The 15,975-nt window shown below is 45.7% G+C and carries 14 protein-coding genes; all 14 read right to left on the bottom strand.

Annotated features, from left to right (window positions below; translation table 11 throughout):
- Positions 1 to 167 precede the first annotated feature (167 nt).
- Positions 168 to 578, bottom strand: coding sequence for a flagellar export chaperone FliS (gene fliS, locus MMA19_RS18030; RefSeq protein ID WP_006069957.1), 411 nt, complete (start codon positions 576 to 578; stop codon positions 168 to 170).
- A gap of 10 nt (positions 579 to 588) precedes the next feature.
- Entirely contained in the window at positions 589 to 891 is a 303-nt protein-coding gene (locus tag MMA19_RS18035) for a flagellar protein FliT (protein ID WP_006069956.1), read from the bottom strand.
- A 27-nt stretch (positions 892 to 918) separates the two neighbouring features.
- Complete coding sequence (fliD, locus tag MMA19_RS18040; RefSeq protein WP_240206863.1) at positions 919 to 2,841, bottom strand: flagellar filament capping protein FliD; 1,923 nt, start codon at positions 2,839 to 2,841, stop codon at positions 919 to 921.
- Positions 2,842 to 2,884: 43 nt separating this feature from the next.
- Complete coding sequence (locus tag MMA19_RS18045) at positions 2,885 to 3,331, bottom strand: flagellar protein FlaG (RefSeq protein ID WP_239920668.1); 447 nt, start codon at positions 3,329 to 3,331, stop codon at positions 2,885 to 2,887.
- A gap of 138 nt (positions 3,332 to 3,469) precedes the next feature.
- On the bottom strand, positions 3,470 to 4,618 hold the full coding sequence (locus MMA19_RS18050; protein WP_038229343.1) for a flagellin: 1,149 nt from the start codon (positions 4,616 to 4,618) through the stop codon (positions 3,470 to 3,472).
- Positions 4,619 to 4,894: 276 nt separating this feature from the next.
- Positions 4,895 to 6,043: a flagellin gene (locus MMA19_RS18055; RefSeq protein WP_240206865.1), complete on the bottom strand. Its 1,149-nt coding sequence runs from the start codon at positions 6,041 to 6,043 to the stop codon at positions 4,895 to 4,897.
- Positions 6,044 to 6,534: 491 nt separating this feature from the next.
- A complete protein-coding gene (locus MMA19_RS18060) occupies positions 6,535 to 7,680 on the bottom strand; it encodes a flagellin (protein ID WP_038224925.1) in 1,146 nt (381 codons plus the stop codon).
- A gap of 346 nt (positions 7,681 to 8,026) precedes the next feature.
- Complete coding sequence (flgL, locus tag MMA19_RS18065; protein ID WP_088876026.1) at positions 8,027 to 9,220, bottom strand: flagellar hook-associated protein FlgL; 1,194 nt, start codon at positions 9,218 to 9,220, stop codon at positions 8,027 to 8,029.
- Positions 9,221 to 9,231: 11 nt separating this feature from the next.
- Positions 9,232 to 11,100 carry a flagellar hook-associated protein FlgK gene (flgK, locus tag MMA19_RS18070; protein ID WP_171393127.1) on the bottom strand — a complete coding sequence of 623 codons (1,869 nt, stop codon included), beginning with the start codon at positions 11,098 to 11,100 and terminating at the stop codon, positions 9,232 to 9,234.
- 206 nt (positions 11,101 to 11,306) lie between these two features.
- Positions 11,307 to 12,245, bottom strand: coding sequence for a flagellar assembly peptidoglycan hydrolase FlgJ (gene flgJ / locus MMA19_RS18075; RefSeq protein ID WP_240206867.1), 939 nt, complete (start codon positions 12,243 to 12,245; stop codon positions 11,307 to 11,309).
- Between the two features lie 9 nt (positions 12,246 to 12,254).
- A complete protein-coding gene (locus MMA19_RS18080) occupies positions 12,255 to 13,346 on the bottom strand; it encodes a flagellar basal body P-ring protein FlgI (RefSeq protein ID WP_240206868.1) in 1,092 nt (363 codons plus the stop codon).
- 71 nt (positions 13,347 to 13,417) lie between these two features.
- Positions 13,418 to 14,191 (bottom strand): flagellar basal body L-ring protein FlgH, encoded by a 774-nt coding sequence (flgH, locus tag MMA19_RS18085; RefSeq protein WP_038224914.1) that lies wholly within the window; start codon positions 14,189 to 14,191, stop codon positions 13,418 to 13,420.
- A gap of 19 nt (positions 14,192 to 14,210) precedes the next feature.
- Positions 14,211 to 14,999, bottom strand: a complete 789-nt coding sequence (gene flgG, locus MMA19_RS18090) for a flagellar basal-body rod protein FlgG (RefSeq protein ID WP_038224912.1) — start codon at positions 14,997 to 14,999, stop codon at positions 14,211 to 14,213.
- A gap of 24 nt (positions 15,000 to 15,023) precedes the next feature.
- Complete coding sequence (gene flgF, locus MMA19_RS18095) at positions 15,024 to 15,773, bottom strand: flagellar basal-body rod protein FlgF (protein WP_240206869.1); 750 nt, start codon at positions 15,771 to 15,773, stop codon at positions 15,024 to 15,026.
- Between the last annotated feature and the right edge of the window lie 202 nt (positions 15,774 to 15,975).

A 15,975-nucleotide genomic window follows, 5' to 3' on the forward strand; every position in this document is an offset into this window, starting at 1 on the left:
CGCCGAGCTAACAAAAGCCAAAAAACACCTTATAAAATTGACAAGCAATTTATAAAACAAGTGGTTAGATATAAAAAAACGCCATTAGGCTGGGAATGGCGTCTATTCTATTGACATTATTCTGATATAGCAACTTTGTCACGTTGACTTTAAGAGGTTAATTCCGCTTAGATTCCAACTTCTTGTGCTGTTAAGTTGTGGTAATCACTAGGAATTTGATCCCAAGCAGATTTTATCTCTCGTATGATCTCTATCACATCATCAATTGGTTTTGGGTTATTTTCGTGATTAGCCGTTGTGATTTGCGCAATCATGAATTCATACAACTGGTCGAGGTTTTTAGCAATGTCGCCGCCATCATCCATAGACAAGCAACTACGTAGTGCAATGATGATATCTAGAGCTTTGCCGATACGCTCGCCTTTCACAGGCACATTGCCTTGTTCCATCGCTGCCTTGGCTTGAATCAGTCTTTCTATCGCACCACCCATTAGCATTTGGATAACTTTGTGCGGTGACGCAGCACTCAATTGGCTGTCTACAGATACTTTCTTATATGCTTGTAATGAACCACGCATCACTATCCTCTCAAATAAATTTTTGGTACTGCTGTAGGGACTTTCTACCATGTCGGTACTTTCTAAGTTCCAGTCCCAATTGATCCGTTTTGGTTTGCATATGGGTCGCAATTCGACGTGTCGACTGTTCCACTTGCAGCCACTCATCACTCTGCTTTAGGTTCGGATTCCTTTGGCAAGCGGCTATTAACTTCGTGATTATCTGTTCTCTTTTATCGACCAGAAGGTGAATTTCTTCAGTATCCAACTCATCATTTTCTAAAACAGATTGTAAACGGTGATCCAAATCACCTAATTGATTGAATATGCTCAATTAGTAGACCCTACTTTCGACATCAGCTTATCCCCCCATCGCACTCATCATGCCTGCTAATTGTGACTGCATCTTTCCAGTAGCGTCTTGCATGGCGGCAAATTTGTCGTGAGTTCGTTTCTGTAGGCTATCCATGCGGCGGTCTAAATTGACCTGTTGGTCATTCAGTCGATAATTTTGTTCAACTAAGCTTTGCTCTCGAGTACGGATCGTCCCGGTAGCACCGGTCATACTGTGAATAGCATCTTCGACGCGTTTGGCAAATCCGTTATTACCGCCGAAAAACTCGCCTAGCTTGTTGAAGTTATTATTCAACTGCTTATCGAGCATTTGATAGTTTATTTCGAGATTACCTTGGCGCGTCGTAGTGACACCAAACTCAGTTAAGGTCTCTAACCCTTCAGGGGCACCTTCTACCGCTGATGAAAAGACACTTTTCAAACGCGAGTCCGCACTTCTCACCACACTATCTCCCGCCAATGGGCCGGTTTGCCCAGTTGTGGGGTCTGCACTAGAAAGCTCTTTGGACACTTGATAAAACTGGTTGTAGGCGGCAACAAATTGTTCAATATCAGCACGCACACTAGCGCGGTCATATTCCACACCAATTTCAGCTGGACGATCCCCTTGCTTGGTCGTGCCTTTCAACGTTAAATCCACGCCTTCAATGGCACCTTCAATGACATTATTGTGACTTGATAGCTCAGCAATACCGTCGAGTATGACCTTTGAATCTTGCGCTGCTTGGACTTGTGACATGCCATTGTAGATTTGCAGCGATCGCTGTGCTTCGGCAAGTTCAGCTTGAACTGATTCTACTTTTTCTAAACGCTCACGTTCTTCAGGTGATAGCTTGGCACGCTCTAGTTGCTTGGCCTCCGCTTCGGTCATATCACCGTCAGCAACAGCTTGGGCAATGGCCGCTTTTTCATCGGCCAATTCTTGCTCTAGCTGAGCTTGTGCTTCACTTGGCGTTACATAAGAGTCGGTCAAAGTGCCCGAGGCTGTATTACTCCAACCCGGGACTTCACCCGATTTCTCTAATGCTTTTTGATCAAGCTCCGGCTCTGGCGCTTGATAGGAATCCATTAAGGTTCCTGATGCAGTTTCTGTCCAACCGGGAATAGTGTCTTCAGGGCGGCCAGATGTTGCCTCTTGCGCGACAGATTCTGCGCTTTGCTCACCATTGGCGCTTTCCTCTTCCAAAGGCTCATTAGCAGTAGCTTCATTCACCTCGTCTACTTTCTTAGCGTCATTTTCCTCAGAGGATGGAACATCCAGTAAAGCTAAAGCATCAGCCTGAGCTTGCTCCAATGCCTTAACGCGCTGCTCAATAGTTTTATATTCGAATCGATAGAGATCGTTGCCGGGCTCAGCGTCCACAGCAATTAACAAGGCATGTTCAGCCCCTGATTGGTTGGCCGCCACAATGAGTCTAGGACCATTGATGTCTTTAACGATAGATGCGCGTACACCGGGGTTGTCACTCGCGCCGTTAATGGCACGAACTACGTCGGTTAAACGAGAATTACTGCGAAGGGAAATATCAAAGCTGTCATCACCCATTGAAATTTGCAGCTTACCTGGACCAAACTTCGTATCTTCAGGAATAGCATCCGAAGCGATTTTATGGCTTTGAGCAAGCTGCAATACATCGACAGCGTATTTGCCAGCAATAGCATCAGTAGATGCTGTTGCCGTGACAACGCTTTCTTCGGAGGTGTTGACGCTTCTCAGCGCAAACGCCTTCTCCTGGCGAAAGCTTGCCATAAGATTTTTCATCGTATCTAGTGACTCTTTGAGTCGTCCGTAGGCACTTATACCGGTATCAATTTTGCTACGCTCATAGTCGAGACGTTGCTGTTTCGGAATCCGCTCAGCATCGACTATTTTGCTCACCATGGAATTGATATCCATGCCTGAAGACATCCCTATCGGGCCCATATTCACCAAACCACTTCGAATTTAATACTATTGCATCTTAGTGATGCGACTACACCAACATATCAATGCTGAGTGCGCCATGTTTTTCAACACGCTTTAGTACGTCGAGAAGCTCTTGATCTGGAAACTGACGAATGATCTCACCGCTGTCTTTCGCATAAACAGTAATGATGTCGCGCCCTGATTCTTCATCTCTTCGAAACGATAATCCCGTATTCATTGAGGTGAGAAACTCATCAAGACGTTTGACCATATTTTCACGTTCTGCCTGATTGAGGTCATGACGCTCGGTCGCAATTTTCTGAATCAATTCGGAAGTTTTCTGGCTAGAAAACTCCACACTTTCCGCCGTTCTCAGTTCATTGACCTTTTTCGGCTGTGAGCCTTTATCGGTATCAACTGACGGTGTTGTTTTGTTAGTATTTCTCGAAGCAAGTTCTGTGCCACTAGAAGAGGCAAAAGGCTGAATGTTCGACGCGTAGGATGAGATATCCACTTTCGTTCTCCCGTTTCTAACCTTCTCTATTGTCCAACTCCAACTGGGGTAAAACTAGTTGAGCAATAAGCTTGAAATTGGAAGTTGGTGATAGAGTAACCCTATCACCAACACACTTGCCTAAGGTGTAAGCCTTTTTTAGCCTAGTAGGCTAAGTGCAGCTGATGGCGATTGCTTCGCTTGAGCTAGAATTGAAGTACTCGCTTGCTGCAGGATTTGGTTCTTGGTCATTGCCGTCGTTTCTTTCGCGTAATCGGTATCTTCGATACGGCTCTTAGATGCATTAACGTTTTCGTTGATATTATCTAAGTTATTGATTGCGTGATTGAAGCGGTTTTGGAACGCACCAAGTTCTGCACGGTTACTGTCTACGTATTTTAGCGCCGCATCTAGAATAGCTACTGATTCTTGTGCACCACCTACAGAAGTAACATTGATGTCATTAACTGATACCGCGCTTGCTGCACCAGAGAGGTCAAGCTCAGAACCGCCCGCTAGTGAACCACCGAACGTTAGTGAAGCACTATCAGCTTCGCCGTTGCTGCTTGCGAAGATTTGCAGAGCACCGTCTTCATCAACAGATGCTTGAACTTGGTCTGTTTGACCATTGATGTAGGTTGCAAGTTGCTCGATATCATCACCTTCTTTACCAGTGATAGCAATCTGAGTCATTGCGTTACCCGCTTTATCATCTAGGTCAATCGTTAAGGTCGCACCCGCTGCAACTGTCCAGCTTTCATCTTTCGCGTTAGCCGCTTTATAAGAAGAACCGCCCATTTGAGCATTATCAGAGCGCATATCGTTCATGCTCAGCATAACCGCTTCGCCACTGTTAGAACCGATTTGGAACGACTGTGTACCATATGTACCATTTAGAAGACGGTTGCCACCAAAAGACGTGGTTTCCGCGATACGGTTTAGCTCGTCATTAAGCGCTGTCACTTCTTCTTGAATTGCTACACGCTCTGCTTTTGAGTTAGAGCCGTTTGCAGATTGTAGAGATAGGTCACGCATACGTTGTAGGATGTTAGTTGTTTCATCCATCGCACCTTCAGCTGTCTGTGCAATAGAGATACCATCGTTTGCGTTTTTTACAGCCATATCTAAGCCGCGGCTTTGAACATTCAATCGGTTCGCGATTTGCAGACCTGCTGCATCGTCTTTCGCACTGTTGATTTTGTAGCCTGAAGACAAGCGTTCCATTGATTTTTGTGTGTTCTCTGCTGCGTTATTCAGATAACGCTGAGCAGTCATTGCAGACACATTCGTGTTTACATTAATTGCCATACTGATCTCCTTAGGCATTTAGGATAGATGGCCTCTGTGTCTCTCACCTCACATTGGCACATCCGATTTTATTTCTCTCAATCCCTGTAACGGCGATAAATTTAGAAGCTTTAGAACAAATTGGCGTTTTTTTTACTATTAATTCAATTGATTGGATAAATGTGATTTAGATCGGAGATTCGAATGGAGGATAGTTGTGTTTGCAACGCTCTAAAGCCAAATGAAAAAAAACCAGAGCCGAAGCTCTGGTTTGTTATTTGTCATCTGAGGCAATGCTTAGCCTAGTAGGCTCAATGCTGCGTTTGGCGCTTGTTTCGCTTGTGCCAAAATCGAACTTGAAGCTTGCGATAGAATTTGATTCTTCGTCATCGATGTCGTCTCTTTCGCGAAGTCCGTGTCTTTGATACGGCTCTTCGACGCGTTCACATTCTCATTGATGTTGTCTAGGTTGTTGATAGCGTGGTTGAAGCGGTTTTGGAAAGCACCAAGCTCTGCACGGTGACTATCCACATACTTCATCGCTGAGTCCAGAATCGCAACGGACTCCTGAGCGCCACCTACTGACGTGACATCAATATCGTTAACTGTTGCTGCTGCCGCTGCACCTGACATGTCTAGCTCACCTGAACCCGCTAGCGTACCACCGAAGCTTAATGATGCGCTGTCGATGTCTTTATTGTTGCTCGCGAATACTTGTAGAGCGCCATCTTCATCTACAGACGCTTGCACTAGGTCAGTTTGACCATTGATGTACGTCGCTAGCTGCTCAATGTCGTCGCCTTGTTTGGCGTTAATCGTCAGCGTTGTCATAGCGTTACCCGCGCTGTCGTTCATGTCGATTGTCAGTGTTGAGTTTGCTGCCACTGACCAATCTTTATCTTTGGCGTTTGCTGCTTGGTAAACCGAACCACCCATGCCGCTGTTGTCTGAGCGCATATCTTTCAGGCTTAGCATCACTGCTTCACCATTGTTTGAACCGATTTGGAATGACTGGGTACCGTAAGTACCGTTAAGTAGACGGTTACCACCAAATGCTGTGGTTTCAGCGATACGGTTTAGTTCGTTGTTCAGCGCCGTCACTTCTTCTTGAATTGCCACACGCTCTGCTTTTGAGTTTGAGCCGTTTGCGGATTGCAGTGATAGGTCACGCATACGTTGCAAGATGTTCGTTGTCTCGTTCATCGCGCCTTCAGCTGTTTGAGCGATAGAGATACCATCGTTCGCGTTGCGCACTGCCACATCAAGACCACGGCTTTGAACGTTCAAACGGTTCGAAATTTGTAGACCCGCTGCGTCGTCTTTCGCACTGTTGATTTTATGACCTGAAGACAAACGCTCCATTGATGTTGCTTGCGCTTGACTTGCATTGTTTAAGTAACGCTGAGCCGTCATCGCTGATACGTTAGTATTTACATTCACTGCCATGTTGTTTCTCCAATTGATTTTCCGGTGTAGCGGTTTCCGACGTCTCGGAAAACCAAGTAGTTCTCTCAAAGTTAATCTTTTAACGACGCGAGCGAAAAAACCTTTAGAAAAAAACTCGAAAAAACAAAAGAAAACATCCGTTTGATTAGGATTTGAGCAGTTAACGGAAAATTGAAAAGAAAAGATTAAAGTTTAACGAAATGCCGCCGAAACACTGTGATTTTGCTGAATTTGCTAGGGGTGAGTTGTGGATCTTAAGAAAAGAAAAAGCCCCTTTTCCTTTGAGAGAACTGGGGCTGGGTGGCGACTAGAAGCGTGCGGAGATCAGAGAGAAATAAACACACCCTAGCTAACCTACATACTTTGATGCCGTATTGAGGCAGGTTGAGAGAGAGAGCCTCAACACATCACAAAGTATGTTTGCCAAGCAACAGGAAATTTATTGCCACGTCTGGCTTATGTTCCTGTCACTTAGAACTCGGACACTATCTCTATTGTAGTAGAGACATCGCTGAGTTAGGCAACTGTTTTGCTTGTGCCAAAATTGACGTACCAGCTTGTTGTAGAATCTGGTTCTTGGTCATTTCGGTTGTCTCTTTAGCAAAGTCGGTATCTTTGATTCGGCTGTTTGACGCATCAACATTCTCTTGAACGTTCGCTAAGTTGTTGATGCTGTGGCTTAAGCGGTTCTGCTTCGCACCCAAATCTGCACGTTGTGAATCCACATACTTAAGCGCAGAATCGATAATCGAGATAGCGTTTTGCGATCCGGCGACTGAAGTCATGTCAATATCTTGCACTGTAGACTGAGCAGCAGACGCGGTTTGTAAGTCTAAATCTGTAGCTAACGAACCACCAATCGTCACAGACTGGTTTAGGTCAATGTCAGGTTCTGCGACAAACACTTGAAGCTCACCATTATCTCCTACAGAAGCGCTAATCTTGTCAGACTGACCATTAATGTACGTTGCTAACTGCTCAATATCATCGCCTTGCTTCGCAGTGATGTTGATAGCTACTGCTTCGCCAGATTTGGTCGTAAAGCTAATATCCAACTGGTTATTCGTATTATCAACACGCCAATCAGCGTCTTTACCGTTGTTTGCAGTATATGTGGTCCCGCCCATACGGAAATCATCTGCACGAATACTGGTTAGTCCCATAATTAAGGCTTCACCTGAGTTAGCACCGATTTGGAATGACGCTTCTCCGAAGCTGCCATTGAGCAAACGACGGCCACCAAATGAGGTAGTCTCTGCTATACGGTTTAGCTCCGCTTGAAGTGCATTAGATTCTTCATTAATTGCAACACGCTCAGCAGGAGAGTTAGTACCATTTGCCGATTGAATCGCCAGGTCACGCATGCGTTGCAAGATGCTGGTTGACTCATTCATGGCACCTTCCGCAGTCTGTGCAATCGAAATACCGTCGTTCGCATTGCGCATTGCCACATCAAGACCACGTGATTGCGCTGTTAGTCGGTTCGAGATCTGCAAACCTGCAGCATCGTCTCGTGCGCTATTGATCTTGTGACCAGACGACAAACGCTCCATTGAGGTATTTAGCGCATCGCTGGATTTGTTCAGATAGCGTTGGGCTGTCATAGCCGAAACGTTTGTACTTACTGTTACTGCCATTATGCTCTCCTAATTGAGTTCGCAAGCTTCAAGTAGGCTCACTTAATAACAAACATTGTTAATTCAATATTGTTACTACGCCCACCTAATACCCCGTATCAGGTGGAGTATCTAAAGTGCTTATTTATCGAGTTAGCCCGTAATCGGGTACTTTGTATTCATGTTTAGCATTTTCTATGCCAACTAATACATTTAATTATAAATCAATACATTAAAGCCCATTCATTGAGCCAGCGTATGACAAGATCTCGTTAGTGCATCCAAAGTGGCTTAAGATTGCCACCCAACGCTTTCACCTCTGCACACATGGCAATGCTCATGCGGCAACCGAGGTGCCAAACTATCACTATAGATAATTAAATAACGTCAGGTCCTTGGTTTTTCCAAACGCAAGCTGTGAAGCCTGTAATGCTCGTGAGTTCTCTTCAAAATCGATGACCGCTTTTGAGTAATCGAGATCCTCAAAATTACTTTTAGAACGGGCAATCGAAATTTTAAAATCTTCATGCTGCGATTGTTGGGTATCAAGACTGTTAAGCCTTACCCCAACATCGGTACGCGAGCTAGTTAAGTGCAAAAATGCCGCGTGAAACTGCTCAGTGACCTGATGAAGCTGAGCACTGGCTGAGGCATCGGCTACATCGTTATCCATCCAATACACCGCATCATTAAACGTATCAAACACGCTAAATGTTTTTTGAGGCTCAATTTCAATCGCGTCCCCTGGTGTAATTTGACCTTTAGTCTGAATGTTGAGCCCTTGGAATTGAATGCCTTGGCTCGGGTCAAAATTACCCGCAGCAACAACCGTATTGTTCTGTTCAAGCTGATAACCAAATTGCTGATTACCCATATCCACAAACGTCACTTTGTATGTACTGTTGTCGTTTGCATTACTGTTGGTGGCTTTTTCAAGTAGTAATTCTGAGCCTTTTTGCAGCTGATAATTGGCTTTGTAATCCCCAAGTGGGTTATCAATCTCCATAAACAGCTTGCTACCAGGATCGCTCGTAGCCACTTCTAGACTTGCTGCAATGCGCATTTTGCGTTGATAGTCATCGCCAGCGTAAGAAATACGCCCTTCCCCATCGACGAAAAATGGTTGAGTCTTAGGTTTTGTGCCAGCAAAGCTATAGTTACCCGATTCATCACGGGTATTCGCAAGCGCGAGAAAGTTCTTTGCCAACTCCTCTATTTCACGTGCTTTTGCTTCACGGTCTTCAGGAGAAAGCGCACCGTTGATTGCTTGCATCGTTAAGCGTTTTGCATTGTCGGCAAACTGCTCTGTCTCACCGAGCATGACTTCTTGATGCTCAAGGCGATTTCTCGACAACGTGATGGCACTGTCGTACTGGTCCAACTGCTGCGTCTGCTGTTTAAGTTTTTGCAAATAATGCGTCGCTAGTGGTGAGTCCGCTGGCTTTTGCAGCTGTTTACCAGAGGCGAGCTGTGCATGGTTTTCATGAATTTTGTTTTCTTGGCGGCGCATATCATTTTGCACCGTTTGGTAATTATGAAAACTAGAGATTCGATTCATCATAATCTAGCTCCTTACCTTAGCTGCAAAATAGTATCGAAGGTTTCATTTGCCGCCTGCATCACTCGAGAAGACGCCATGTACGCTTGCTGAAACTTCATCATATTGGCCGCTTCTTCATCGAGGTTCACACCCGAAATAGACGCTACACGGCTTTGCGCGTTTTCATGCTCAAGCTCAGCGACTTCCTGCAAACGAGTCGCCGTCGAGGCTTTCAAACCCACATCGGTATTTAAGTTGTGATAGATATCAATGACCGTCGAGTCGCCATCATTCATCGATTTATCGGTCTGAATATGCAGCATTTTTCTCAAGTTACCGTTATCACCCTCTGCCGGATTGAGGTTAGCGGTGAACTTGTCATTTGCCATCGCTCCGTCACTGAGCTCGAACGTGGTGCCAAGTACCGTCACCGGACCAGTCGGAGGATAAGGCGTTGGGCTCAATAATACGTTGCCGCTTTTGTCAGTGACGGCAAATTCCGTCCCTGTTGGCGATACCACCACTTCAAATTCTTTCAAACTGCCCACTGACGAGACTTTAAATTTGGCATCACCCTGCGCAAACGTAGTTGAGGCTTCAAAGCTCTGTGCTGCTATGGCTTTTGGGTCGTTAGTCGTCATTTTCATATTGGCTGCACCGTCTCTCGTCGGACGTAGCAAAAGCTTCTCGCCTACAGCAGGCGGATTACCAATTTCAACTCGAATACCATCTAGTTGCATGCTCGGGCCGGAGAAAGACTGAGTCACACCATCTGAGTTGGTCACATGGTAATTAGCACCGTCAAATTTCAATGAATACTCTCCACCCTTAAGTTGTGAGGTATCATCAATAAACACTGCCACGTCGGCACTTGAGTTGACTGGTGCAACGACCCTTGCTTTGGCAAACGCGAGAGTATTGACATCCGCGAACAGGTTTTGTCCGACTTGACCATTCAAATCAAGCCCTTGCCCTTGCAATTCATTCACTTTTTCAGAAAAAGCGATAGAGAGACGACCGAGCTCATCCAGAACGTATGGAATCTCTTTGTCACGAGTTTCAAACATACTTTCTAAGCGTCCGCCAATGTCATCGCTGGTAATTGGTTTAATGCCTTTACCTTCAACAATCGCAAGGCGGTGCTGGTGAGTATCTGGGAATCCATCAATCATCTTCAACTGACTGGCTTCTGTACCCGATACCAAAGTATGACCATTACCAATATGAACGTTGAAGCCCTCAGCGTTCCTGCGAGGCGTCACCGTCACTTTGGTGTATTCGGACAACTCTTTGATTAACGATTCATGCTTATCCATCAGATCGTTATGTGGACCAGGCGAGCGCATCATTAAGCGGTGAATATCACGAATTTCGATACCGATTTGGTTCACTCGCTCAACACTCACTTCGAGTTTCTTGTTGACGTTGTCTCGCTGTTCACGAACCGTATCGTGGAAATCATTCATCGATTGACGAATCAGGTTGGCTTTATCAAGTACGACTTTACGCGCACCAATATCATTGGGGGTGTCGGCCAATGTTTTTACAGCATCAAACCAGTCGTTAAGACTTTCAGGCACCTTTTTAGACGACATAGACGACAACATCCCCGACATCATATCGAGGTTAGTCAGGTTTTCGTTGCGATAATTCACCTGAGTCGTTGCCATGTTGAGTTCTTTGACGGCAAACTGATCCCACGAGCGGCGAACATTTTCCACATGCACTCCCATACCGTAGGTTTGACCACCAAACTGTCTCGGGGCATTCGTCCCCTGTATAACAGATTGTCGGCTGTAACCTTCTGTATTTGCATTAGAAATGTTATGACCAGTCGTGTTTAACTGTCTCTGAGCTGTCAGTACGCTTTGCGCACCTAAGTTCAGAAGATCTGACGCCATATCGCCTCCAAAAAACCAAAATTAGCCTAACTAAATCCACAAGTTACGCCACGCTGCCGTTTAATTTGCAATATATATGCCAGAGTATCTTTGCCGCTGAGCTTGGCACTAAAAAAGATAAGGATGAAGAGAAAAAGATGAAGGTAGTGAGAACAATCCCGGCGATTTGCCGGGATTAATGAGATCAGTAGAACTATCGATAGCCGTTAAAGTGACATATCATCGATTTGCGCCTTAACGCGCAACACTTTGTCCGCATAGTTTGGATCTGTCGCATATCCAGCTTGATGAATATCTCGAATGAAGCGTTCAGAACCTTGGTTACCATTCAATGCCGACTGATAACGTGGATTCTCATTAAGGAACTTCACATAGTCGTTGAAACTGTCTTCATACGAGTTGTAAGAACGGAATGCTGCACGCTCTTGCACAGGTACATTTTGATGGTATTCCAGTGTCTGCGTTGCGACCTTATCGCCATGCCAACTTCTGTCAGCCTTAATATTAAATAGGTTGTTACTGCTGCCCTTACTGTTGTTGACGACTTTTTGCCCCCAACCAGTCTCTAAAGCCGCTTGCGCTAATAATAACGATGAATCCACCCCTAACGACTGAGCTGCTCTGTCCGCGTATGGTTTCAAAGACTCGACGAAGTTTTGTGGTGTCTTAAAATCAACAGGCTGAGCAACCGGGGCTCCGTCTAGGCCCAGTGATTTCGCGGTATTACGAGCTTTTGCTTCATCGTAAGGGAGATTAAGTGACGTGTCGAACGCTTCATTACGCATACGGATTTCACTGCCCGCTGCAGCATGCGCTTCTGGTGAACGTGCTGCACCAAGCTGAGCGACGATCATATCTGCTAATCCTAGAGAACCATTGGCACTCAACTCACTCGACATCTGCTCATCAAGCATTTGACGGTAAAATTGACCGTTTTGGCTATTGGTCAGGTCTGATTCAAAATGAGTATTCGCGTCGCGCATCGACTTTAACATCATAGAAGTAAAGATAGATTCGAACTGACGAGCGGCAGCGCGTAATGCCGCATCATCATCGCCTTCTTTGCCGCTCACGGCTTTCTGACGAAGCTTATCTAGGCTGCTGATATCATGGATAAAACCGATGTCATTGGAGTTTTTAATCATGATACTTACCTAGATAACGATCAACTGACCTTCAATGGCACCAGCTTGCTTAAGCGCCTGTAAAATCGCCATAAGATCTGATGGTGCTGCGCCCACTTCGTTAACGGCACGAACGAGATCATCGAGGGTCAAACCCGGTTGGAAATTGAACATCTTGCCCGAACCTTCTGTTACCTGAATATCTGAGTTAGGTACCACCACTGTATCGCCACCCCCAAAGGCATTGGGCTGGCTTACTTTCAAGTTTTCTTTGATAGCAACCGTCATACCACCGTGAGTCACTGCCGCCGGTTTAAGCTTCACGTGTTTGCCCACCACAATTGTTCCTGTACGCGAGTTAACGATGATTTTTGCACCACTGTCTGCGGTATCGAATTCAACGTTTTCAACTGCTGATAGGAAAGCTACGCGTTGGCTGAGGTCGCGAGGCGCACGAACTCGAACAGAGGTAGAATCTAATGGGCTCGCCATTTGCGGACCCAGAAAGTCATTGATGGCATTTGCCATGTTTTGCGCCGTTGTGAAGTCTGATTGCAGAAGGTTAAAGGTAATGTAATCACCGCGAGAGAATGGGCTAGGAACTTCACGTTCAACCGTTGCACCACTTGAAATCATGCCGACCACAGGGTTGTTGCCCACAATCTTAGAGCCATCTAAGCCTTCGGCACTAAAGCCACTTACCACTAAATTACCTTGTGCTACAGCGTAGACCTCGCCATCCAAACCTTGCAAGAAGGTCTGCATCAAGGTGCCTCCACGGAGACTTTTTGCCGCACCAATTGACGAAACTGTCACGTCCACGCGCTGACCCGGTTTTGAGAACGCTGGTAACTCTGCGGTAACGATAACCGCAGCCACGTTTTTAAACTTAGGTTTGAAGCCGATTGGCATTTGAATACCAAACTTCTCAAGCATTGAGCGGAAACTTTGCTCTGTAAACGGCGTTTTCTCACCTGTACCCGGGAGACCAGTCACCAGACCATAACCCACCAATTGGTTACTACGCACCCCGGCAACTTCTGCCACATCCTTAATGCGTGCCGCTTGTACACTTACCGCAGCAAAACATAAACCAAGAAGTAAAAACGTGAATTTTTTCATCATGTTACCCTAAAAACAAACAAACCCTCTGAGGAGAGGGTTTGCCGCTTATTATTCGTCGATTCCTATCCCTATAGAGAGACATTAAAAAATCGTGCCAAGAATCCAGGTTCCTGCATATCTTGTTGGGTTCCGGTCCCCGAATACTGAATTCGAGCGTTGGAAATACGGTTAGATGCGATGGTGTTATCAAACTCAATATCATCTGGTCGAATCGTGCCGCTTAAGCGAATGTACTCATCTCCAGTATTTAAGGTTAGCCACTTTTCACCACGAATGACGAGATTGCCATTGGCAAGTACTTCAATCACTTCTACGGTAATCGAGCCCGATAAACTGTTGCTCTGATTGGCCGAGGCATTACCTTTAAAGTTGTTGTCGTTCTTCAACTCATAAGAGAAGTCATAGTCATTGACGGTGACGGGTCTACCACCAACGAAAAGTGGGTCCATTGAAGAATCATTGGCTTTCGAGAGATCGGCATCAGCACTTTTTGCGGCTTTAGTCGCTTCATTGAGCTCTACCGTAATGATGTCACCAATGCCACGGGGCTTAGAATCGTCATACCAATCGCGCGCGTAGTGAGTATTAAACAGTGAACCCGTTGCCGCTGCGTAATGTTCTGGCTTGTTTTTTGGATGAATCGGCGCCCATGCTGGGTCATCGGCAACAGGATCAGTTCTACCACGTAACGTATCAACAATCCCTGACGATTGGCTTTTATCTCCTTCAACTGCATCGACTGTCGTCGTGCTATTCGAGACATCGTCTACCGACTCTTCCTGACCAAACTGAGCACAACCAGAAAGTACGGCAAGTAAGGAAACACACAATAACTTTTTCATTCAATGTCGTCCTTATCCGTTATAGCTGCTGGTTAGCAAAGCTCATCATCTTGTCGACTGACGAGATAACTTTGGAGTTCATTTCATACACACGCTGAGCTTCAATCATGTTAACGAGCTCTTCCGTTACGTTAACGTTTGAAGTCTCTAGCATCGACTGACGAATTTGACCGAAACCATCTAAACCTGGAACCCCTTCATTTGGATCACCACTAGCACCGGTTGGTAAGTAAAGGTTCTGCCCGATAGGCTCTAGACCGCCCGGGTTAATGAAGTCGACAGTGGTAATGTTACCCACGACTTGGTTATCTTGCTGGCCACGTACTCGAACGGACACTTCACCGTCAGTACCCACCGTGATAGAAATCGCATCTTCAGGAATCGCAATTTCTGGTTCCAATGCATAGCCAGAACCAGACGTAACAATAGTCCCTTCATCATTTAGCGTGAACTGACCATTGCGGCTATAACCAATATTGCCATCTGGCATCAATACTTGGAAAAAACCATCACCTTCAATCATCATATCGAGACTGTTGGTCGTGGTTTGCGCATTACCCGGTGTGTGGATCTTTTGTGTTGCCACCACTTTTGAACCTGCACCTAGCATTAAGCCTGAAGGAAGTTCGGTGTTTTGCGATGATTGACCGCCAGGCTGATTGATATTTTGATAAAACAAATCTTCAAACACCGCGCGGCTTTTCTTATAACCGACGGTTGATGCGTTCGCTAGGTTGTTTGAAATTGTCGAAATGTTGGTTTGCTGAGCGTCTAAGCCAGTCTTACTTACCCATAGTGCCGGATGCATTCTATTCTTCCTCTCTCAATCCTATTAACCCATGCGAAGCAATGAGTCTGAAGCCTTGTCCATGTCTTCTGCGGTGCTCATCAGCTTGACCTGCATTTCGAATTGACGCTGCAAATCAATTAAGCTTGTCATTTCACCAACAGCATTAACGTTACTGCCTTCAATAGCTCCGGTCATCAGCTGTACATTGGCTGAAGCGGTGTAGCCTAATTGAGGATCTTTATTACGAAATAGACCGTTAGTGTCTTTGAATAGTGAACGGTTATCAGTATTAGTGAGCTTGATACGGTCAACGATTTCCATTTCGTCAGCAGGTGCATCTTGCGGTATAACAGAGACGGTGCCGTCACGGCCAATTTCAATCTTACGCAATGGAATCGGCACAGTAATTGGCGTACCACGCGCCCCCAACACAAGGTTACCGTTGCCGTTAACCAACAAGCCGTTTTGATCTACGCGCAAACTGCCATTGCGAGTTAACCCTTCTTTGCCGGTTTTATCCAATACTGAAATCCAACCTTGGCCTTCAATAGTGACATCAAGGTCTCGGCCTGTCGTCACAACACTGCCTTGCTCGAAGTTGTGTCCTGGGCGCTCTGTCATGCTAAACACACGACTCGGCATGCCTTCACCATACGCTTGCATTGAGCGCGCTTGGGCAAGGTCAGCTCGAAAGCCAGGCGTGCTCGCGTTCGCAAGGTTGTTTGCTCTAAGCTGCAAAGCTTGCATATTTTGCTTTGCGCCGCTCATTGAGAGGTAAAGGGCACGATCCATTGATAGCTCCAAAATTCAAAGTACGGAGCTTATAAAGCAAAGACTATGCCATTAATTTTATTCTTTATAAATCAACTAAATAAAAGGAAAATCAGGAAAGGAAGTGGAGGATCGGCAAGCGGTATTATATCGAAGAGGCAAAGCTATACGGCAAGGTGGCAACGATGCGGCAACAATATGACCGCTTTATAGAAATACAAAA

The sequence above is a fragment of the Vibrio sp. CyArs1 genome, assembly GCF_022432925.1.
GTDB classification, from domain to species: domain Bacteria; phylum Pseudomonadota; class Gammaproteobacteria; order Enterobacterales; family Vibrionaceae; genus Vibrio; species Vibrio mediterranei.

Excerpts from the sequence above, each read along its gene's own strand:
- fliS (WP_006069957.1), bottom strand. The coding sequence starts at position 578 with ATGCGTGGTTCATTACAAGCATATAAGAAAGTATCTGTAGACAGCCAA.
- MMA19_RS18050 (WP_038229343.1), bottom strand. The coding sequence starts at position 4,618 with ATGGCAATTAATGTAAACACGAATGTGTCTGCAATGACTGCTCAGCGT.
- MMA19_RS18055 (WP_240206865.1), bottom strand. The coding sequence starts at position 6,043 with ATGGCAGTGAATGTAAATACTAACGTATCAGCGATGACGGCTCAGCGT.
- MMA19_RS18060 (WP_038224925.1), bottom strand. The coding sequence starts at position 7,680 with ATGGCAGTAACAGTAAGTACAAACGTTTCGGCTATGACAGCCCAACGC.
- flgL (WP_088876026.1), bottom strand. The coding sequence starts at position 9,220 with ATGATGAATCGAATCTCTAGTTTTCATAATTACCAAACGGTGCAAAAT.
- flgK (WP_171393127.1), bottom strand. The coding sequence starts at position 11,100 with ATGGCGTCAGATCTTCTGAACTTAGGTGCGCAAAGCGTACTGACAGCT.
- flgJ (WP_240206867.1), bottom strand. The coding sequence starts at position 12,245 with ATGATTAAAAACTCCAATGACATCGGTTTTATCCATGATATCAGCAGC.
- MMA19_RS18080 (WP_240206868.1), bottom strand. The coding sequence starts at position 13,346 with ATGAAAAAATTCACGTTTTTACTTCTTGGTTTATGTTTTGCTGCGGTA.
- flgH (WP_038224914.1), bottom strand. The coding sequence starts at position 14,191 with ATGAAAAAGTTATTGTGTGTTTCCTTACTTGCCGTACTTTCTGGTTGT.
- flgG (WP_038224912.1), bottom strand. The coding sequence starts at position 14,999 with ATGCATCCGGCACTATGGGTAAGTAAGACTGGCTTAGACGCTCAGCAA.
- flgF (WP_240206869.1), bottom strand. The coding sequence starts at position 15,773 with ATGGATCGTGCCCTTTACCTCTCAATGAGCGGCGCAAAGCAAAATATG.